Source organism: Pelomonas cellulosilytica (assembly GCF_021353265.1).
Lineage (GTDB): Bacteria > Pseudomonadota > Gammaproteobacteria > Burkholderiales > Burkholderiaceae_C > Pelomonas > Pelomonas cellulosilytica.
The window spans coordinates 44,143-63,169 of sequence record NZ_JAJTWU010000004.1 but is presented as its reverse complement, the minus strand read 5'-3'; the positions used below and the strand labels follow the sequence as shown (position 1 = coordinate 63,169).

Below are 19,027 nucleotides of genomic sequence, written 5' to 3'. Positions count from 1 at the left end.
CATGCCCGAGCCGTGTCTGCTCCGTGAAAGCGTCCTGGCGTGCGAACGTCACGCGCTGGTAATTGGCGGGCCGGGCAGTGGCAAGACCACCGTCGCGCTCCGCAAGGCCGCCAGGCGGATTCAAGACGGTCTTTCGCCTGGGCAGTCTGTGCTGTTCCTCAGCTTTTCGCGCGCTGCGGTCGCGAGGATTCTTGACGCAGCGGCGGTCGAGGTAAGCAAGGAGGAGCGGGAGCGGCTTTCGATCCAGACGTTCCATTCGTTCTTCTGGGACATCCTGAAGGCGCACGCATATCTGTTGGGTGCGCCAGACAAACTCACTATCCTGCTGCCACAGGACGAGAAGGCGTTCAGTGGTGGTATCGACGACGAAGATGAGGGTTGGGCTGAATGGGTGTTGGAACGCGAGCGGCTGTTCCGCGAGGAGGGGCGCATTGCTTTTGATTTGTTCGCGCCCAACGCGGCCGAACTGCTAGGCAACAGCACGTACCTTCTGACATCCCTTGCCAAGCGTTATCCGCTTGTCATTGTTGATGAGGCTCAAGACACGGGTCAGTTCGCCTGGAGGTGCATTGAGCTGCTAGCACCGCTCACCCAAGTTGTCTGCTTGGCCGACCTCGACCAGCAAATCTTTGATTTCCTGCCTGGTGTGGGGCCTGAGCGTGTTGCTGCGATCAAGGCTGCACTAAACCCGTTGGAAGTGGACTTGGGCACGCAGAACCATCGAAGCCCTGACTCGGAAATCCTGGCGTTCGGAAATGATGTCCTTGCTGGCAAACCGCGTGGCGCCCCGTACAAGGGGGTTTCCGTCCTCCCTTATCGACCCGAGAAGCCGCCGCCAAACTGGAACCATCTGCTGCGCCGAGCAATCGCTGCCGTGCTAAAGGCTATGCGTGCAGAGTCGGACCAGCAGCGGCACACGTTGGCGATCTTGGTGGGCAACAACCGAAGTGCGCTTCGCTTGTCTAACGCACTGAACGGGCTTGAACCGAACGCAGGCAAGGTCGTTCGCCACAAGCTGCTGTTCGATGAAGCGGAGGCTCTGCTTTCCGCTAGGTTCGCCGCGTTCCTGCTGGAACCAAAGCAGTCTGCACGGTTGGAGTTGGATGTGGCGACGAGCATCGGAATGATCGCAGCGGCACGACGTGCCACCGGCCAAGGCAAGGCGGCGGTCGACAAGTTGTTGGAGCAGGCGGAGAAGATTCGAGGAGGGAAGCCTCTTCAGATCAACATCGCAAAGGCGCTCCGCGCGCTCATCGTGGAGCTTCACGTCGAGGGCTTCACGGGGGACCCGGCGACGGATTGGCTGTTCGTGAAACATGCGCTTCGCGCGACCGGCCAGGCCGAGCTCTTGCGCGTCGCAGCGCAGCTGGACTTCCTAGTCGCTTTCCGAAGGGGGCATCGCATCTCGGCGGGCCTCTCCGAAGAGTGGCTCAGGGATGGGGCCTACACAAACGCAAGGCAGGCGCTCGACCAGGCGCTCGCCCAGGAGCAAATTCTTGATGGGATCGAGGCGCCGGCCGGGCTTCAAGTGATGAACTTCCACAAGGCCAAGGGTAAGCAGTTCGATGGGGTCATCATCGTTCGAGAGGTGCGGCGGACCGCTGAGAAGGCGGAATCCTCGTTCGTTTGGAGGAATGACGAACCGCCGTACGAGAAGAGCCGGAAGGTGCTGCGTGTGGGTATTACCAGGGCGCGTATCCACACCTTGATCCTCGATCCGATGTGGCCACGATGCCCGATCCTGAAGGGGCACGCTCTGTAGCTGACCAACACGGACCGAGTTTTCTCGGGTACGGGCACTAGACATCACCTCTTTGCGTGCCACTGGGGCAAGCAGTGATGCTTGTGTTTCTCGGGCAAGTCGAAGAACGCCTTGAAGACAGTGACCGCCTCCGTGACTTGATCGCGCAGTTCGTCCACGGTCATGAAGAAGCTCTTGTCAGGTTGGTTCGGCGTCATGTCCCAGTCCAGTCGGACAAATGCAAGCACGGGGATTCGGGGATGGTGGGGGCCGAGAGGCGACTCTGCCGGCTTGCCAGAAACACCCCATCTGCCGTGGGCGTAGTTGTTCCTGAGGGCACGCGCGGAACGTGCGCGCGCAAACCGCTGGTCGAACTCAGCAATCACCTCAGGTCTCGCGGACCTGTAGGCCTTCCTTACGAGCTTCCTGAGGATGGCGAGCCGGTTGTCGAGGGTGTGCCTCGTAGGGGTGAGGTACTTGGAAACGTCGACCTGGAGGTACGGTCCGAGCCAGTTCAGCTGCAAGCCGACGAAGAAGTCGAGCCTCGCAGCTTCGTGAACTAGGCGCCCGAGCGAGCGATGCACCTCGTCCTCCAGGGACTCTTGAGTCCAGTCTGCCGGCGAATGGCGCGCATCCGTAGGTGCCGCTGCTCGTTTCAAGGTGTGCCTTGGCTTCTGTGAGCGGTCGTCAGGACGGCAGCTCCAGCGCGGGCACTTTCGACACCGTCACCGACAGCCTGTACTCGCAGAGCTCTACATCGCGGATTGAGGCGCAGGCCAGACGCAGGTCCTCGGACATTGTTCGGCAGATGATGATGCCTCGCACGCGCTGGCCAGGGTCGGCCACTTCCTTGCGTACCCAGTTCATGTAGCGAAGCAACTGGCCGACGACGCGGTCATACCCTCGGGACACCTTGAGCTCCAGCACGATGAGCGAGTTGTTGCGGTCCACCGCCAGGATGTCGATTCGCCGACCGCTGCCTGCCTCGAACTCGACGCCACGAATGTCCTCTTCCTCGTAGAGCCTGAGTCCTGGCTCGATGCACTCGAGGTTCTCGACGAGATACCGCTGGAGGTCCTTCTCCAGCAAAAACTCAGACGACCCTGCCAACGGCTCGTCTGCTTCCCCTTCCTCAGTGTCCGCCGCGACCTGCTGCTCCTGCCGCTCGACATCGCCTTGGACGAGCTCATGAATCGGGGAAGGGTCCTTGCCGGCTTCGTACAGGCGGTACTGGCCGGTGTCCACCTTGAAGAGGATGTCGTCGGTCTCGTTGGTTGAGGGGTGGTGCAGACGGTTCTTGTCGTTCGTTGAGGCCTGCACGAGATGCGCACGGATGGTGACCGGCTTCAGCTTCGGGTAGTTGGTGCTGAACCACTCCACGGCCCTTGAACTGGTGAACACCTGGCCGGGCTTAAGGTCCCACGCAGCCAGCATGTCCTTCAGCAGGGCCCTTGTCGGCTTGTCGTAGATGGTCTTTGCCATGCTGCTCCCTCATCCTTGGTCGTATCGTTTGCAGTAGCGTAGCGCTTCAGGGGTGGGTGGCAACCGTAGTAACCACGGCGCGCTGGCGCTTCGATGGCGGATGCCGGCGTCATCTGTCGGCAAGATCGCGTTCCGAGGCGCGATGCATCGAGAGCAGCGCTTCAGTAGCTCGCTGTTACATAACCTATCATCCGACGAAACACAGCCCGGCCTCAGGACGCCAGGCGCTGAGGGAGGAACCCGTGGGGTATGCGCTCGATCACACTGCACGCAAACGCGACGCGGTACGAATCTTGTTCATTCTTGACCAGGCAGGGAGCGCACCGGGGGCCGGGGCGCCGGCTGGTGCTGTTGCGGTCATCAAGGCGGAGAAGCGCCTGCAAGCGCTGGATTTTTGGGTGCGCAGCCCGGACTACCTAGCCGCTGAGCTCATGCAACTGCATGAGCAACACCCTGGCGAGGGCTTCTTGGACGAGGCCTTCAAGGTGATGCAGGGCGATGAGCCGGACGTGCGCCGGATGCAGATGATGCGGTTCCTGTTCGGCGCTTGGGAGCAGATTGACGATTCGATGTCGCAACTGCTTCTGCTGGGGCTGGCGGCCATCAAGCGGAACGTGAAGCGAGACGGCAAGGTCAGTCGAACAGACTTCTACCTGCTCGAATCAGGGCGAGCCCGAGCTGCTGAGTTGGCGGCGTTCTCTTCGCACCTTGCTTGGTATCGCGACAGAGCTGCGTTGGTTGCCCGGGTTGCAGGAACGGGGTCTGGCGATGACCTCAAGGTTCGCCAGTACGCGCAGGCCGAGTACCAAGGGGCTCGATGGGGGCAAGTCATTGGCCCCATCAAACAACGGGTCCTGAAGCGCCTAGAAGAACTGAAACAGGGAGCGAAGCTGTGACCACGACATTCGCCTCGAAGGTTGCTCAGAAGTCAGGACGATCCCTTGAAGTTGTGCGGGCAGTGCTGTCCGACCGCCACATCGTCGATGCGCCAACACCGGCCGTCTCGCGGCAGCTGCGATTGAAGGCGCTCAAGTTCAGCGGTGAGAAGCAGGTGCATCACACGGTCGAGCCCTTTAGCTTTGAATGGGCGCCTGAACAGCAAGGTGTCAACGTTATCGCCAGCGAAGGGAACTTCGTTGGCAAGTCCAGCATTCTTCAGACGATGTTGTGGGCTGTTCGGGGTGAGCCAAAGGCTTTGACCGCGACCGTTCAGGGTTGGATCAAGCACGTACTTGCGGAATTCCAAGCCGGTGACCGGCATGTCCGCGTGGAGTTTGATGTCGACGATGGCATCCCGCGTGGTGCCATCGAGTTCCTGGGTGCGGACGGTGAGGCCCTTCATTCAATGCCGTTCTTGACGGCAGACATGTTCAAGTCGCACATGAACAGCGTCATGCTGGATGCCCTTGGGCTGGAGCCCATCGCGACCTCTCGTGAGGTTGCTTCGCTAGAGAAGACCGTGATGTACGCGGACGGATGGGCCGCGTACACGGGCGCCTTTCTGTTCGACAGCGATAGCAATGCGCTCATTGGCGAGCATGTGGGCAACGATCTGGCTCAACGGTTGCTGCAGGTCTTTCTGGGCATCCCCTGGGCCACCACTTTGTTTCAAGCTCGGGCCGCTAAGCGCGTGACGGAAGCCCTTGTGCAGTCACGCAAGCGCCGGCTGGGGCAACTCGGCGACCGGTCCGTCGAAGACTTGCAAACAAGGCTGGCGGAAATAGAGCGGCAGATTCTGGACGGCTCAGCTCAACAGGCCGCGCTGGCTCAACTTGAAGCGGCTCGAAAGCGGTACGAAGAGCTGTCGGAGTCAGCTTCGATGTTGAAGGCGAGCGCCACGGTGCTGAATGCCGAGGTGGTTGCTGGCACAGAAGAGCTGAACGACAAGAAGCGGGCTCTCTTGGAAATCGAAGAGGAGATGGCTGCGTCGAGATTCTTCGGCCGTCTGTCGCCGACCTGCTGTCCTCGGTGCACCCGTGCCTTCGACAAACGACGCATCGAGAACGAGAAGACGTCTGGTGACTGCTCGGTGTGCCTCACGCATCTGGACCAAGAGGTACAGGTGGACTACGAAGCGCTCAAGGAGGGGATGGCCAAAGAGGTTTCCAAGTTGGAGAAGCTGCTTGGCTCTGTTACGACGAAGGCGCAGGAGGTAGGAACGGAGTTCGACCAGACGCGCCGCGACCTCGAGGCAGCTGCGCTGGAGGTGTCGCGTCTCGCGGCTAGTGGCACTGCTCAGGAAGAGCAGAAGCTGAGGTTGGAGGCTGCGCGGATCGAGGGCATGCTCGAAGCGGTGTCCAAGTTGGTCCAGTCAGACAACGGCGAAGAGGCTGACCTGGTTGTTCTTGACGCCGCAGTCGATGTCGCGAAGGAGTTGGTGGAGGAGGCGGCCGAAGCGGTTCTTAAACGCAGCGGAGACCTCATCTGCTCACTGGTGCAGCGCCTCGGGATGGTTGACGTGGAGAAGGTCGTTCTGAAGCGCAATGCCAGCGTGGAGGTGCACAAGGGCGGCAGCATCTCGTTCTTCACGCGACTGTCTCCCGGGGAAAGGCTTCGGGTGCGGATCGCGACTGTCATGGCACTGCTTCAGGCTGCTCAACAGTTTGGCGCAGGGCGCCACCCGGGGTTCCTCATCATCGACTCTCCCGCGAAGGAAGAGATGGCCGACGCCAACGTCGAGGAGATGTTGGAGGCGCTTGCCGAGCTGTCTCGCTCGGTGCAAATCCAGCTGTTTGTGGCCTTCAAGGGTACTGAGCGAGCGCTAAAGCACTTCCCGGAAGATCATTGCCTCCTGGCCCACGAAGGCGAGCTGCTCTGGTGAGCTGGTGCGGTCTTGCCATGTCCCAAGCACCACCTCCAATCCAACAGCGCATGATGAATGCGCTTGAGGTCGATGGCGCGCTCAAGGTCGACGACTTTCCTGAGTCCGAGTTGTTGGCTGCTGCAGAAGGGATCGTCTCCTCAGCGTTGTTTGGTGACTTCGTAGAGTTGCTGCTGGAACAGTGGAGCGACCTCGACGATCACAGGGCAGCCGTGAAGGCGATATGCGCAGGCCTGAAGAGGAACGGAAACCGCGAGGCGTTCATCCACGCGGTCGACGCTCTGGCCGAGGCTGAGCTCGATGATTTCGCGTCGTTCGCTGGAGCGCTGGACGCCCGCACCGGAGACGACGGCACGTCGTTGCACATCAGGGTCGAGGCGGTGGCCGGTTTGGTTCGGTTCGCGTTGCGTGAACCGCGATGGACAACGTATGCCGGCGCCGGCGTCCTTCGTCTGTTGGAGGAAGAGGACGATTGGGTTAAGGCCAAGCTGTGCAGGTTGACGTCAATCCTGCATGACCAACTGGCCTGGGACCAAGCGGTCAAGTCGCTCGAGTCGTTGACCATTTGCTCCGCCTGCGCCACGGAGGCACGACAGGAGCTAGGTTTTGTTGAGATGGCATCGGCGTTCAAGAGTGACGATGTCGCATCCATGAGCGTTCACCTGGCGCAGGCCGCCGCTTGGTTCGGTCAGTGTGCGGCTGCGGCTGAAGATGCCCCTCGTGCCCGTATGTACGGGACGGTGGTTGGCGCACTGGCGCAGTCGCTGCAGGCCCAGACGCCTGGCGCACTCGACGTCGACTCGTTGGCTGACGACGCTCAGTGGGTGGTTCACTACAGCCAGCCGAGGGCTGGTGCTGCATGGCTCGCGCCGCCTGCGGAAGCTGAGCTTGAGTGGATACCGCTCCTCGCGCCATACGACGGTTCATCCACCGTTGACCCGTTGTCGCTCCTGGCCAGCGCCGTGCAGGTCTTCGAGAAGGTGCGGTCGGTGCAGGTCATCATCAAAGGGCGGCGCGAGTTCCGCGTTCCTCGTCTAAGCGGGCTGACTAAACGCGCCAGGGAGATTGGTCTGGCTCGAGCTTGGCTGCGCAGCGGCGCGACCGCCCATGTGTCGGCGGAAGGGAGAGCGAGGCTGGAGGCGTTACTCAAGCCGCCGGGAGAACCGCCGGGAAAACACTAGAGGAGTCGGCGCAGCGGTCAACCGACTTCCTCCAAAGCGCGATGACCGAACTGTCCGACGCGGACCGAGAGCTTGTCGTGAGTTTCCGGGACTCCTGCGCGGTCGTTCAGGTCCCCATGAGCATTATTGAGCAGGAGATGGTTGAGCGTGTCCGAAGCGAGCTCTCGGGAGCACCGGACTATGAGGGGAAGGTGAAGCAGTGGTTCGATCTTCTCGTAGTGCGGCTGTGCAAGTTCTTGACGTCGCGAGCGAACATGGGTGTCATCAAGGGTAGCTTCGCCTACTTGGCCGAGGTTCCACCGGGCCGAGCGGAGCTTCCTCACGAGTCAGAGCTGCAGCTCGACCTCTACAACTACTTGGTGAGTGCGATGGTGTCTCCGCTGTTGGAGGTGCCTGTTATCGCGGCTGGCCGGACGGACATCTATCTGCCAATGGATCGGTTTCGGTTCATCGTGGAGGTGAAGCGCTCAACCGCGGTGTCGTGGTCGCGGTACAACGTTCGACCCCACTCGGTTCAAGCTAGCGCATACAGCGTGGGAGACGTCCGATTGGGAGTTTTGGCTACCTTAGACCTGTCTGAGCGCCCACCGGGGACGCCGCATGTTTCCGAGTGCTTAGGGGTGATCCGACGACGCATGTCTGCCACGGATGTACGCACGGTCGTGTTTATGCGCGTTGCGGGGAACAAGGCCACTCCGTCATCGGTGTCCCACTAGAAATCAGTTAGAGGTTGACGATGTTCACCGTTGTCGAGTCGTATGCCAGCATCCCTCGAGACGCGCGGTCGCACGTCTACTTGATCGTCGACTACTGGGACGACTGGTTCAAATTTCGGACCATGTTCACGGTGCTGGTCTACGACGACAACGGCGTCCAACACCGGGCCGGCTCCGTCAAGATTGGACAGGTTGGGTTACTGCCAGCGCCGGCGACGCCACCACCACCGCCTGGGGCCCGCGTTCCTCAGTTGCCGACAAGCTTCCCGTATCTCGACACCAACAATTTTTTCTCTTTGGGGCAGGACGAGGACTACTACTCGACGCTGCGCAGCCTGCCAGTGCACATATGCGAATACATCCTCGTCGGCCTCTGCGACTGTGCCTACAACCTAGCGCTCTTTGAGAGAAACCAGAACCAGATGGTCATGCATGAATCGCTGCTGCGGTCCGTGCGAGAAGGCAATGTTCGGAACCGACTCCATCGACTCGCGCATGGCAACGTGGAACTGACGCGGTTCGAGTTTCAGTACACGCTGCCGGCGGCGCCTCTGGAACATGGGCAGCTGGTTCCCCCAGCGCCCCCCACGCTTACGTTCCTTGTGGAACCCAACTCCTATCCGCCGACCAACGTCCATGTCCTTGTCGGTCGCAACGGTGCGGGAAAGACGAGGTGCACGCAGTCACTTGTCAACGCGGTGCTGGGACGGCAAAGCGAGATGGCGGCGCCCGGCCAACTCGCTCGCCTGGGAGCCAACTTGGGCGAATGGGACTTCGCGGGCTTGGTCTCGGTTTCGTTCAGCGCATTCGACGAGTTTGAGGCTCCCCCAAGCGCTGCGCTGCTCAATCTCCGCACAGGGTTCATCGGTCTGCGAGGGGTGGACGCAGAGGGAAGGGTCGTGCTGAAAACGAAGGACGACCTTGCAGACGATTTCGTCAAGAGCTTTGCCATCTGTCGCAGCGAGCCGAGGCGGACTCGCTGGCTTAAGGCCGTGGCCACATTGAACGCGGACCCGCTCTTCGCTGAGATTGAGGTGTCAGGTTTCCTGCAGCTTGAAGACCAGTGGGAAACCTATGTCGCCCACGCATTCAAGAGGCTTAGCTCGGGCCACGCGGTTGTACTGCTGACGACCACGAGGCTGGTGGAGTTGGTCGACGAGAAGACGCTTGTTGTGCTAGATGAGCCGGAAGGACACCTCCACCCTCCGCTGTTGGCAGCGTTCGTCCGAGCGGTATCCGACCTGCTGGTGTCGCGCAACGGCGTGGCGCTCATCTCGACGCACTCTCCGGTTGTCCTGCAAGAAGTGCCCATGCGCTGCGTTTGGATGCTTCGACGCACGCGGACATTCGCTGCGGTCGAACGCCCCTCTATGGAAACGTTCGGTGAAAGTGCTGGCGTCCTTACCCGGGAGGTTTTTGGGCTAGAGGTCTCGAACTCCGGCTTCCATCAGATGGTGGCTGCGGTTGCGAACGAACCTGGACGTCGCTTCGAAGAGGTGGCGGGACGCTTTGGTGGCCAGCTTGGGTCTGAAGCGAAAGTCCTGGCGAGAAGCCTCATCGCCCAGCGGCCGAACTAAGGGGCTTATGAAGAGACTGCCGCTGCCCGGTTTTGACGTCAAGCACGCTGTTGAGCTGTGCGCGTCTGGCATCACCATTCCGGAACGTGCTCAGGCATTGATGAATGCGCTTCCTGCAATACAAAGCGCTGAATCCACGTACCTGCACATGGCGCCGACCGCGCAGTTGTACCTGATCCCAACCAGCGATGGCGTGACGCCTCAGCTCACAGGGGACCTGATGGGCGTGGTCTACAAGTCGCACTTTATGAGGGCTGGCTCGCCATCGAGAGGGCTCTATGACGCCATCCGTGTTGCGCCGCCATACAACTTGTGCCCGTTGTGTGGTCAGCGCACAGTCGCGAGCGTTGACCACTATTTGCCGCAGTCGCTGCATCCGGTCTTCAACCTAACGCCTGCGAACCTCGTCCCTGCGTGCTCTGACTGCAACAAGAACAAGCTGGCGAAGTTGGCGCAGAGCGCCGAGCAGCAGACCTTGCACCCGTACTTCGATGATCTTGGGAGCGAGCGCTGGTTAGTGGTCGATGTGCGGGAGACGACTCCTCCGGGCGTTGCGTTTCGCGTGAGACCGGCCCAAGCCTGGTCCGCGGTCCTCGCACAGCGCGTTCAGCATCACTTTGAAGTGATGGACTTGGCGGAGCTGTATGCCGCCCAGGGCGCCAGCGAATTGGCCGACATCTCATCCGGCTTGGTAAAGCTTGGTCTGACGGGCGGCGGTGCTGCAGTTCGTGCGCATCTTGAAGGAGAGTTCGCAAGTCGGTTTGAGCGTGACGCAAACTCGTGGAAGACGGCCTTGTACGAGGGGCTGTGTACGTCGGACTGGTTCTGCGATGAGGGGTATCGACTGATCCGGTGAAGTAGTGCTGCCAGCGTCTCTCGGGAACGCTGTGTACTTGCGTGCGGAGCATCGTGGACGGCTCGCTGGTGGCTTGCCGTGTGCCTGGGCTATGCATCCTCCACACCCCAGCTACGCATAAGGCGGCGATGGTCGCTCTCTACCTCCTGGGGATGGGTCTGCCGCTGTACCGCAACCACGAGCGCCTCGTTTCCGAGCAAAACGCTCTTGATGAGCGTGCGCAGGTGCTCTGTTGTTGACGCATCGCTGCCGATGTAGCCGGCATGCAGCATTTCGGTGAACGCATCCTGCCGCATGTACCGTCCGTCCAGAGCCTTGTAGCCCACGCGGACATTGCCCGCCTCGGTCCTAAAGCTCTGATCGTTGAGGATTTCCTCGAAATGCCCCAGAGGCAGTAGCACGTTGGTCGAGCTCTCGGACTCACGACGACGCACGAACTTGAAGTAGAACGCCCCTCGACTCAGGCGGAACCCGTCGGGGGCCTTCTGGACGGGTTTGAAGAGGCGCATGGTCTTCAGTTGCTTCTGCAGATGCTTGTCTTCGCGGTAGACCCAGTCGCTGGGTGCGTCGCCGCCGCCCTGGGGTTCGAGCATCTTGTACTGCACCAGGACCGCGCTTCGATGGAACAGGTTCATGTAGATGAGGTCGACGCCGAAGGCTTCCTCAAGCTTGCGACGATTCGCGGTGTAGACCTCTAGGGTTTGATGGCCTTTACGAAAAGTCGCCTGGCCGCGTACGTCGCTCCCGATGAACTCATAGTTCGGAACGGTGCGCGCATCGTGCTCAATAACGCCGTCCTCGTGCACGTTCAGCCTAGTCAGCACGGATTTCGAGCCACGTACCAGGTTCATGTTTGCGGCCGGGGTGTCTTCGGACAGGCCAAAGGCCCGCAGGGCCATCTTGAGAGCGTCCAACTGCAGGCGCTCGTTCGAAGCGGGGGCGGGTTTTGTCAGGCCGCCAGCCAGTGTGCGAAGCGGGCCGCGATTGGACGGGATCGCCAGAAGCTTCTCGATGAGCCTGATGCTTTCTTTGGGACCAAGAGGAGTGAGGCTGTCCGACCGGTCCAACCGCTTCTTAATGTCATGGTCGAACTTGCCATCCTTGAATAGCTCGGCAAGCCCCTCTGGGGTGCTTGGTTGGATTTCGACGCCCCGCCTGATGGTCAGCCGCGAGTCAAAGGTCGTTGCGGCGCCCTTGCTCTTGAAGATTGCGGCGTATGCAGCTGGTGAGTCAATCTGCCCTCCAAACGGTCGAGGTCTTTCCGCGAAGAAGACGCAGATACAAGGCGTTGTGATTCCCCGCACCTCGTCGTGCAGCCGAGCCATCGAGAACTGCCTCATGCCGTTCTTGGACTGCTTGAGGCTCTCAAGCTCGTGCACCGTGAGCCGCAGGATGACAACCGGACGATTTGCCACATGAGCACGCAGTTCCTTGGCCCAGTTGTCGTCGTGTTCGTCCTTGGCCATCGGTTCTCCTTGAATCTCGCATTGGACGCCGCGACTGAATGACGCGCTATTCGGCCGACCCTGGTGTTAGCAGTTTGGCAACACGAGCTGCCGATTCCGGGTCAGGCGTGGCGCTATATTGACGGCTCACGCAAAGCGTATAGCGCGAAAAGCGCAACACCTAGAACACGAGGGAGTGTTGTGACGCAGATCATTCCGACGATGACGTCGCGAGAGTTCGCGACCGCGTACGCGCTGAGGCCAAACCTGGTTGGCTGGTTTCTGGGGGCCGGCGCCTCGGCCGCCTCTGGAATCCCGACTGGCTACGCCATGATCCGGGACTTCAAAGCGGAAATCTTCGCCCGCAGCAAGAACATCTCGAAGCGAGAAATCGACTCTGGCGACCAGGTGTGGCTCGAACGGATCGACGATTTCTTCCGCACATCGTCGCTGCTCCCTCCAGATGGGGACCCCAACGAGTACGCCGCCGCGTTCGAGATGGTGTATCCCCAGGAGCGCCATCGCCGCCAGTACATCGACGACAAGGTGAGTCTCGGCACTCCGTGCTATGGGCACAAGGTCCTGGGCGCGCTGATCGCCGCAGGCAAGGTGGACTGCGTGTTCACGACCAACTTCGACCCATTAGTTGAAGAGGCGACTGCGGCCGCGAACCAACTACTTCTGCCGGCGGAACAGCACAAGCCGACCGTGGCGGCCATCGACTCAGGCCAGCGCGCCATGCGCTGCTTGAACGAGTCCGACTGGCCGCTGGTCGCGAAGCTGCATGGCGACTACCAGTCGATAGCCATGAAGAACACCTGGGCCGAGCTGGAAAAGCAGGACGGCGCCATGGAGCATGTGCTGGTCGAAGCCGGCAAGCGTTTCGGCCTTGTGTTCGTCGGCTACAGCGGCCGCGATGCGTCCGTCATGCAGGCGCTGACGTCGGTGCTGCAGTACCCATCGCCGTTCCCCAACGGCCTTTACTGGGTTACTGGCGTCGCGTCAAAGTTGCTTCCCGCGGTGCAGGACTTCCTGACGGCGGCCCACCATGCAGATGTGGACGTCCAGGTCGTTGAGTGCGCCACCTTCGACGAGCTTGCCTCCGATGTCCTGATGCACGTTGACCTGCCGAAGGTGCTGCTCGACACGGTGGTGCAAGGCCGGCCATCGCCCCGGCTGGTGCCTGTCGAGCTTCCGAAAGGCGGCGAGCTGAACTTTCCGGTTCTGCGCTATTCCGCACTTCATGTGACGTCGCTGCCAACCGTGGCCAGGCGCATTACGGTCACGCAGTCGCTGTCGACGGTGGAGGCGCGAGCCATGCTCCGGGACCAGGGCTGCCGAGCCCCCATCGCCGCCTACGGTCGCGACCTGGCCGCATTCGGCAAGGATGAGGAATTGCTCAGCGCGCTATCGACGGTTGGGGGCAAGGTGGCCGGCACAGTCGAGCTCAACCCGACACAGGACAGTTGGGCTCTTGGCCTGCTCTACGACGCACTGACGAAGTCGCTGTCGAGGCGTAGACCGCTGATGCCTCGTTTCAAGCGCACAGGCCACTCCCTCCTCGTGGCCGGGCCTCGCGAGAACGAGAAGCCCGAATGGGCGCGTGAGCGCGCCCAAACCCTCGCTCAGCTGCGGTCGGCTTACGGCGAGAACCTGGTCGGTATTGTTCGGAACACTGAGTTCCCTTATCACGAGGGCGTCTTCCTGAAGCTTGAGCGCATTGAGGACCGTTGGTGGTGCGGCTTCGAGCCGTACACCTTCGTCGACATTCCCCGCGAGTTCTACGACCAGGCTGTTGCGCCCGCAACAGGTGGAGCTGAGCAGGATGCGCTGGGCGTCCCCGGCGAGCGTCGTGGCGGCGATCCCGCTGGCGACTGGCGTCGGGAGCGTTGGGCCACGAAATACAACAAGCAGTGGGGCGCAATCATTGGCGCATGGGCCAACCTGCTGACCGCGTCTGACGACGCAATCTGCACGGTCTCCGCGTACGGCTTGAAGGAAGGCGAAGGCGTGGATGCGGTCTTTGCGCTCTCGAAGGTGACCGCCTGGAGCCGGCCCAGCCACAACCATCCGTATTTCAACAGGACCAAGTGATGGCCACCCCAGCGTCGCTTCTGCCTCCCTTCATGCTGCTGGACGAGCCTGAGCTAGCGTTTTCGCCTTCAGACCCGAAGCAGACCGAGGTCCACCCATTGCGAGGGCTGCTGAACTTCGGCCCGTACTCGAAGGGCTCTTTTGGCGGGTACACCGCGCAGATTCGCGTGGCTACGGTTGGCCCCAAGGCGTCCTTCTACCAGCGCGGTGAATTGATGACCTCGCTGCGCGCGCAGCACCGCCCGACGGATCGAGCTGAGTACGTGCCGCCATACCCGGGTTTCGAGAAGCTGTATGGCGTCGAGTTGAAGGCTGCCCAGGTTGGCGCCGCACACGTCAAGTGGCCAGACAGCCTGAACGACCTGCCTGGCGATGGTGACATTCACCAGAGGCTGATGTGGGCAATGGACTCGGCCCTGCGCCAGCTTGACAGCATCCGCGGTGAGTTCGATGTGGTGCTGGTGCACTTCCCAGACGCATGGGCGGGGGCCACGAGGTCCAAGACCTTCGACGCGCACGACGCTTTGAAAGCTCTTGGCGCCAAGTACAACCTCCCGACGCAGGTGCTGAACGACCGGGTGTTCACGTTCGCGCACCGTGCATCGCTGTCCTGGCGCCTGGCCACGGCCATCTACGTGAAGGCCGCGGGCACGCCCTGGAAGTTGGCACCGCTGGCAGGCGTTCCGGATGGAACGGCTTATATCGGGCTGGCTTATGCGCTACGAGGCGATGCACGGGACGCGCACTACGTGACGTGCTGCTCGCAGGTCTTCGACATGGATGGCGGCGGTATGCAGTTCGTCGCCTTCGAAGCCAGAGACCCAGTGGACGACCCGGAAGAGGCTCGGCACAACCCTTTCCTGAGTCGCGCGGACATGCGCGCGGTGTTGGCGCGGAGCTTGGAGCTGTACCAAAGCCGGAACGCTGGGAACTTGCCGAAGAGGCTGGTGATCCACAAGACCACCGCCTTTAAGCCTGAGGAGATTGAAGGCGCGTTCGACGCCCTGACGGGCGTGCCTGAGATTGAGTGCATCGAGGTGGGCGCGGCGTCGTGCTGGCGCGGCGTCTGGCTAATTGACGCTGGCGGGAAAAGCTATTCGGTGAAGCCGTCTGGCTATCCAGTGCCTCGAGGGACGATGGTTGTCCGCTCGAGCACCTCAGCGCTGGTTTGGGTGGCGGGCAATGCGCCCGAGGTTTCGACGAAGGGCGACTATTTCCAGGGTGGAAAGAGCATCCCGAAGCCTTTGCTGCTGACGCGGCATGCCGGCAAGGGCTCGTTGGAGCTGATTGCCCACGAGGCGCTGGCTCTGACAAAGATGGACTGGAACAACGATGCGCTGTACGACCCGGTGCCTGTGAGCATCAGGTACTCGAAGCGGCTGGCACAGACGATTGCGAACGTGCCGGACTTGCCTGGCAAGGTTTACCCATATCGGCTCTTCATGTAGTCGATGCTACGAAATAAATAAGGGGGGAGTATGGAAGATTTATGTCCAGAGGCTTCAATCGCAGTGGAATTGGCCACTGTATGGGCGCACGAACTCAGCAAGCCGCCTCATGCGCTGTCGGAATGCAGATTTTTCTTTTCGGGAGCGCGATTTACGATTCTGGAGAACAATTCAATCGACTGCTGAGCGATCTAGATATTGTGTGCTTGCTTCCGCGCGATTTGTCCGCCCTGGAGCGGTTCAAGCTTATGGAACATCTCCGCGAAGCAAAGCATGACCTCGAGATGCGCATGATTCCGTCACTGGGGCGCGAAAACTGCAGTGAACCTGGAGTGAGCGTCGTGGTTGTCACGCCCTTCGAAGTGTTGGCAAATATTCACAAGAGCGGAGCGAGAAACTTCTTTGATGCAAACTTCTTTTTGAACCTAAGTAATGGTTCTATGCAGCTATCGCTGATTCCTGAAGCAGGTCAACGCGACCTGCCCGATTCTCGGCGGCAGGCGTTTGAGTTCTGCCAGAAGACGAGAAATGACTATCTCGCAAGGGCAGCAAATAAGCGGGGCGGCATTAAGGAATATTCAGGTATCCCGCCGCTTCCGAAAGCACTCATGCGAAGCGCAGCGCAGATCGCCCCGGTAGATCGGGATGGTCAGTGGTATGACACAAGGTTGGGGTTGGAGCACATTCGTGCAATTCTGCGCGAGGCGCGCGGGCTGGCCCCAGAATTTCAAGTGCTCGACAAGAAGGTGTCGATTCGGTGCGGCGGCAACGGCATTAGAAGTGCCTTGACGGCAGAGGATCAATTGCTGCTATCGGAACTTCTATTCGATGAGGTGCAGCGACACGGTTCCGTAGAATCGGTGAATTGGTTCATGAGGGTGACAAGCGCCGACTATTCACCTGAGGCTGCCGCTGAGCTATATGAGAGGATTCGCTCTTTAACTCCCCAAGTGAAATTCAGAGGGGCAATTCCGGGCAGCGTTATTCTTCAATTGGCAAGCCAGCGTGCAGCGTTTGAAATGTACGCAACCCTTCAGCGCTTGAATGCGCTGGGAGAGGTGCTTAAGGCGGATGTGAGCGAGGTCGGCATTGACAATGGAAATTTGACGGTAACGGATAATTTGCGCGGCCGTCGCATGTCGACGTTAGTCGCGCTAATAAAGCAGTGGCGCCCCGTGGACACCGAGAGCTGGGCGCGGACTGAGAATCACTTTGTACATGAACTGCGTAGAATTCTGGACAGTACGCCAGTCCTAGAGGGTGCGACGGTCGAACGAGAGGTTGAGTTCGGCCGCCTCGAGATTCCTTACCGCTTGGACTTCCTACTTGTCTGGCCGCGAGATAATAGCGACGACACTCCACGCATCGGCATTGAGGTTAAATTCATTCGGTCGAAGTCTTCATTCTTTGAGGTTGCAAGCCAAGTTTCCCAAATCGGCGGGCCAATGATATTGGTGTTGGTTGGAAGTGCTATTGAGTTTCGCAAGATTGAAAAGGATTTGGCCCAACTTAAGCACGTCAAGTCAAACATAGAAGCCGTCACCGTAATAACGGATTGATATTCGCCGCTGACAGGAGCCCGTGAATGCGCTCGCGGGACACGACGGCGTTCAACTCGGGTCTCCCCGGCAGTTTGTCGGCGGCCGCTTCCTTTACCGCGGGTATGTGACGTCTGTTGGCAGGTCGCGCTAGGCCGATGGTCTGCGGTCCCTATGGCGCCTTCTGGGTCATTTACCCACGCGAAGCCAAGGTCCAAAGGTCTCTTTCAAGCAACCGTGGCAGATGTCCAGGTCGAAGCGCTTCCTGTCGCCAAGGGCCGGACCGATGCTTAGTTGCAGAAGATTGGTTAACCCGTCGTCAATACCGTACTGGGCTGCGGCACCACAACGGTCGCATCGGAACTGCGGGACCGGTGGGTGCGGTTTGACGCTCTCGGCTCTAAGGGTGCCTCCCGAGGTCACGGAGGGGCGCCTGCTGCCGGCGTCTAAGGATTCGGCCCAAATCAGCCAATCCTCATAGAAAACTGCTGGCGCCCCGTCCGGTAGAAGGAGCAAGGCACGCCGACTGCGGGCAAAAAGCTCGCAGTAGTCCTGCAAGCCACCCGGGATGTCCGACATGAGGACGTACCTCGTGCCCAGCGCTGTCGAATGGACGGGCGTGAAATGCCGTTCGGGAACATCTTCCATGTGTAGCCTCGCCTCGATCAGATGGCCTTGAAGCAGTCGAGACCGCCGCCTTTGTCACGGTCAGGAGTGTTCTGCGCTACGCACCGGCGCAACGCCGGCCAGGTTCATCCGTAGCCTCTTTGGACGGCTTGCGCCACCAGGTCGTTCAAGACTGCCCGCCGGCTTTGCGAGCACAAGAACTCCTCGGGAAGGCGCCCGTCGAGTTCCTTGTTCGCCCTGCGAAGCCAGGTGCTCATCCATAGCCCGGGGTCCACGGCGAGCCTCGCACCCGCGGTGTTCTGGGCCAGTTCTATGCGACCGGTCAACGAGGCGATGAAGAGGAGCACTTCGGTCCGTTCTGCATCCAGAGATGCCCATTTGCGGATGCCAGCAGGTATAGCGTCGGCCTCGAGGTCGACCCACTTGCCCAGCGTTGCGCCGTCGACGCGCAGCCCGCGGGCCAACCTGGTCAACTGGTAGAACGGCAAGCCATCCTGAGAAGCGAGGATGATGTCGCCCGTCGTGGCGTTCGCCCAGTGTGCAAACTGCACCTCAAAAGCGCAAGTCACGGCCGCGGGATAGCCGAACTCGCCAGGCGCGGTATCAGGCGCGTCCGCTATCTGGCGGAACTCGACTGTCCTCGTGCTGCAGAGCGCGCAACGGAGGCGACGCGAGCGGGCTTCCTCGCTGAGCTCCGTGATGCCGGTTGGACCTACAACTTGGTGGATAGTCCTGCAGTGAGGGCATAGAGACAGCTTCATGGTGTTGGGCCCTCATCGTTGTCTGATCCGTCTGCCGCGGCCGTCTCGGGGGGCAACAACCGGGCGCGCACTACTCGAGTGGCGTACTCCCCCTCAATGTCGCACTCGACCTTCTGGCCGACTTGCAGCTCGCGCCAGTCAATCCCGGGCGTTCGTTTGCCAATGCTCACGGTCAAGTCACCAGCCGCTTCCAGACGCACAAGTTCGAACTCGGGCACCACGGCCGCCACGATTGCAATGACGCGTTCAGGCTTGCCAGGCGGCAGCAGCGTTCGCCGCAGTTCCACAGCAGATGGGGGAGGGCTGGCCTGCAGGACTGCCGTTAGCAGGGCGCTTCTTTTTCGCGCGGAGCCGGCAAGCCACTCTCGTATTTCGACCAGCGCATGGTCCTCGTCGCCGCGAGAGGGATCGCAGAGGATCGTGTTTTCTACCAAAGGCCCGTCAGGCTCGGCCCGCGAGCTTTCAAGCACGACGAAGTCAGTGACGTCATGCTCGTGCACGTAGGTCGCAATGGGGCCGGCGAGTTCTGCGGCGCCTGCAATCTCTATGTGTCGTGTCCCGAGCGCGGCAAGAAGGATTTCTGCAGCCACGATTGGGTACAACTTGTCTGAGTCCCGGTTGAACACCACCTGCACGTTGGTCTGAGCAGCCAGGTCGGCGCCGAGCTGGCCTACCCACTGCACGGCCTCAACGTACTCGGCATCGCGGCTTAGCGGCCCGAGCACCGTGTCCATGGAGAG

15 protein-coding genes are annotated in these 19,027 nt (G+C 60.7%); 10 read left to right on the top strand and 5 right to left on the bottom strand.

Annotated features, from left to right (window positions below; translation table 11 throughout):
• Position 1 precedes the first annotated feature (1 nt).
• Positions 2-1,762 (top strand): UvrD-helicase domain-containing protein, encoded by a 1,761-nt coding sequence (locus LXT13_RS11395; protein WP_233372055.1) that lies wholly within the window; start codon positions 2-4, stop codon positions 1,760-1,762.
• A 44-nt stretch (positions 1,763-1,806) separates the two neighbouring features.
• On the opposite strand, the gene LXT13_RS11390 is transcribed toward LXT13_RS11395, so the two are convergent.
• Together LXT13_RS11390 and LXT13_RS11385 are read right to left on the bottom strand one after the other, a co-directional pair.
• Complete coding sequence (locus LXT13_RS11390) at positions 1,807-2,325, bottom strand: hypothetical protein (RefSeq protein ID WP_233372054.1); 519 nt, start codon at positions 2,323-2,325, stop codon at positions 1,807-1,809.
• A gap of 103 nt (positions 2,326-2,428) precedes the next feature.
• Positions 2,429-3,223, bottom strand: a complete 795-nt coding sequence (locus tag LXT13_RS11385; RefSeq protein WP_233372053.1) for an endonuclease NucS domain-containing protein — start codon at positions 3,221-3,223, stop codon at positions 2,429-2,431.
• A gap of 242 nt (positions 3,224-3,465) precedes the next feature.
• On the opposite strand from LXT13_RS11385, the gene LXT13_RS11380 reads away from it, so the two are divergent.
• Genes LXT13_RS11380 through LXT13_RS11355 form a run of 6 tightly spaced genes read left to right on the top strand, consistent with a single transcriptional unit; the run spans position 3,466 to position 10,374 of the window.
• Entirely contained in the window at positions 3,466-4,119 is a 654-nt protein-coding gene (locus tag LXT13_RS11380; protein ID WP_233372052.1) for a hypothetical protein, read from the top strand.
• Entirely contained in the window at positions 4,116-6,044 is a 1,929-nt protein-coding gene (locus LXT13_RS11375) for a coiled-coil domain-containing protein (protein WP_233372051.1), read from the top strand. The genes LXT13_RS11380 and LXT13_RS11375 overlap by 4 nt, the downstream gene beginning before the upstream one ends.
• Positions 6,045-6,097: 53 nt before the next feature.
• Positions 6,098-7,225 carry a hypothetical protein gene (locus LXT13_RS11370; RefSeq protein WP_233372050.1) on the top strand — a complete coding sequence of 376 codons (1,128 nt, stop codon included), beginning with the start codon at positions 6,098-6,100 and terminating at the stop codon, positions 7,223-7,225.
• A gap of 41 nt (positions 7,226-7,266) precedes the next feature.
• A complete protein-coding gene (locus LXT13_RS11365; RefSeq protein ID WP_233372049.1) occupies positions 7,267-7,941 on the top strand; it encodes a hypothetical protein in 675 nt (224 codons plus the stop codon).
• 20 nt (positions 7,942-7,961) lie between these two features.
• Entirely contained in the window at positions 7,962-9,518 is a 1,557-nt protein-coding gene (locus tag LXT13_RS11360) for an AAA family ATPase (RefSeq protein WP_233372048.1), read from the top strand.
• Positions 9,519-9,525: 7 nt separating this feature from the next.
• On the top strand, positions 9,526-10,374 hold the full coding sequence (locus LXT13_RS11355; RefSeq protein WP_233372047.1) for an HNH endonuclease: 849 nt from the start codon (positions 9,526-9,528) through the stop codon (positions 10,372-10,374).
• Positions 10,375-10,463: 89 nt separating this feature from the next.
• On the opposite strand, the gene LXT13_RS11350 is transcribed toward LXT13_RS11355, so the two are convergent.
• Positions 10,464-11,840 (bottom strand): hypothetical protein, encoded by a 1,377-nt coding sequence (locus tag LXT13_RS11350; RefSeq protein ID WP_233372046.1) that lies wholly within the window; start codon positions 11,838-11,840, stop codon positions 10,464-10,466.
• 180 nt (positions 11,841-12,020) lie between these two features.
• Between LXT13_RS11350 and LXT13_RS11345 the strand changes: the two genes are divergently transcribed.
• The 3 genes from LXT13_RS11345 (at position 12,021) to LXT13_RS11335 (ending at position 16,920) form a co-directional block, all read left to right on the top strand.
• Positions 12,021-13,913 carry an SIR2 family protein gene (locus tag LXT13_RS11345; RefSeq protein ID WP_233372045.1) on the top strand — a complete coding sequence of 631 codons (1,893 nt, stop codon included), beginning with the start codon at positions 12,021-12,023 and terminating at the stop codon, positions 13,911-13,913.
• Positions 13,913-15,361, top strand: a complete 1,449-nt coding sequence (locus LXT13_RS11340; RefSeq protein WP_233372044.1) for an argonaute/piwi family protein — start codon at positions 13,913-13,915, stop codon at positions 15,359-15,361. The genes LXT13_RS11345 and LXT13_RS11340 overlap by 1 nt, the downstream gene beginning before the upstream one ends.
• 122 nt (positions 15,362-15,483) lie before the next feature.
• Positions 15,484-16,920 (top strand): hypothetical protein, encoded by a 1,437-nt coding sequence (locus LXT13_RS11335; protein WP_233372043.1) that lies wholly within the window; start codon positions 15,484-15,486, stop codon positions 16,918-16,920.
• A 731-nt stretch (positions 16,921-17,651) separates the two neighbouring features.
• Here the strand turns inward: LXT13_RS11335 and LXT13_RS11330 are convergent.
• Both LXT13_RS11330 and LXT13_RS11325 read right to left on the bottom strand, forming a co-directional pair.
• Positions 17,652-18,287, bottom strand: coding sequence for a hypothetical protein (locus tag LXT13_RS11330; protein WP_233372042.1), 636 nt, complete (start codon positions 18,285-18,287; stop codon positions 17,652-17,654).
• Entirely contained in the window at positions 18,284-19,021 is a 738-nt protein-coding gene (locus LXT13_RS11325; RefSeq protein WP_233372041.1) for a hypothetical protein, read from the bottom strand. The genes LXT13_RS11330 and LXT13_RS11325 overlap by 4 nt, the downstream gene beginning before the upstream one ends.
• Between the last annotated feature and the right edge of the window lie 6 nt (positions 19,022-19,027).

Bases quoted from the DNA above. Each gene is read 5' to 3' on its own strand.
- LXT13_RS11330 (WP_233372042.1), bottom strand. From the start codon at position 18,287: ATGAAGCTGTCTCTATGCCCTCACTGCAGGACTATCCACCAAGTTGTA.
- LXT13_RS11360 (WP_233372048.1), top strand. From the start codon at position 7,962: ATGTTCACCGTTGTCGAGTCGTATGCCAGCATCCCTCGAGACGCGCGG.
- LXT13_RS11370 (WP_233372050.1), top strand. From the start codon at position 6,098: ATGAATGCGCTTGAGGTCGATGGCGCGCTCAAGGTCGACGACTTTCCT.
- LXT13_RS11365 (WP_233372049.1), top strand. From the start codon at position 7,267: ATGACCGAACTGTCCGACGCGGACCGAGAGCTTGTCGTGAGTTTCCGG.
- LXT13_RS11395 (WP_233372055.1), top strand. From the start codon at position 2: ATGCCCGAGCCGTGTCTGCTCCGTGAAAGCGTCCTGGCGTGCGAACGT.
- LXT13_RS11355 (WP_233372047.1), top strand. From the start codon at position 9,526: ATGAAGAGACTGCCGCTGCCCGGTTTTGACGTCAAGCACGCTGTTGAG.
- LXT13_RS11385 (WP_233372053.1), bottom strand. From the start codon at position 3,223: ATGGCAAAGACCATCTACGACAAGCCGACAAGGGCCCTGCTGAAGGAC.
- LXT13_RS11340 (WP_233372044.1), top strand. From the start codon at position 13,913: ATGGCCACCCCAGCGTCGCTTCTGCCTCCCTTCATGCTGCTGGACGAG.
- LXT13_RS11335 (WP_233372043.1), top strand. From the start codon at position 15,484: ATGCAGATTTTTCTTTTCGGGAGCGCGATTTACGATTCTGGAGAACAA.
- LXT13_RS11325 (WP_233372041.1), bottom strand. From the start codon at position 19,021: ATGGACACGGTGCTCGGGCCGCTAAGCCGCGATGCCGAGTACGTTGAG.
- LXT13_RS11350 (WP_233372046.1), bottom strand. From the start codon at position 11,840: ATGGCCAAGGACGAACACGACGACAACTGGGCCAAGGAACTGCGTGCT.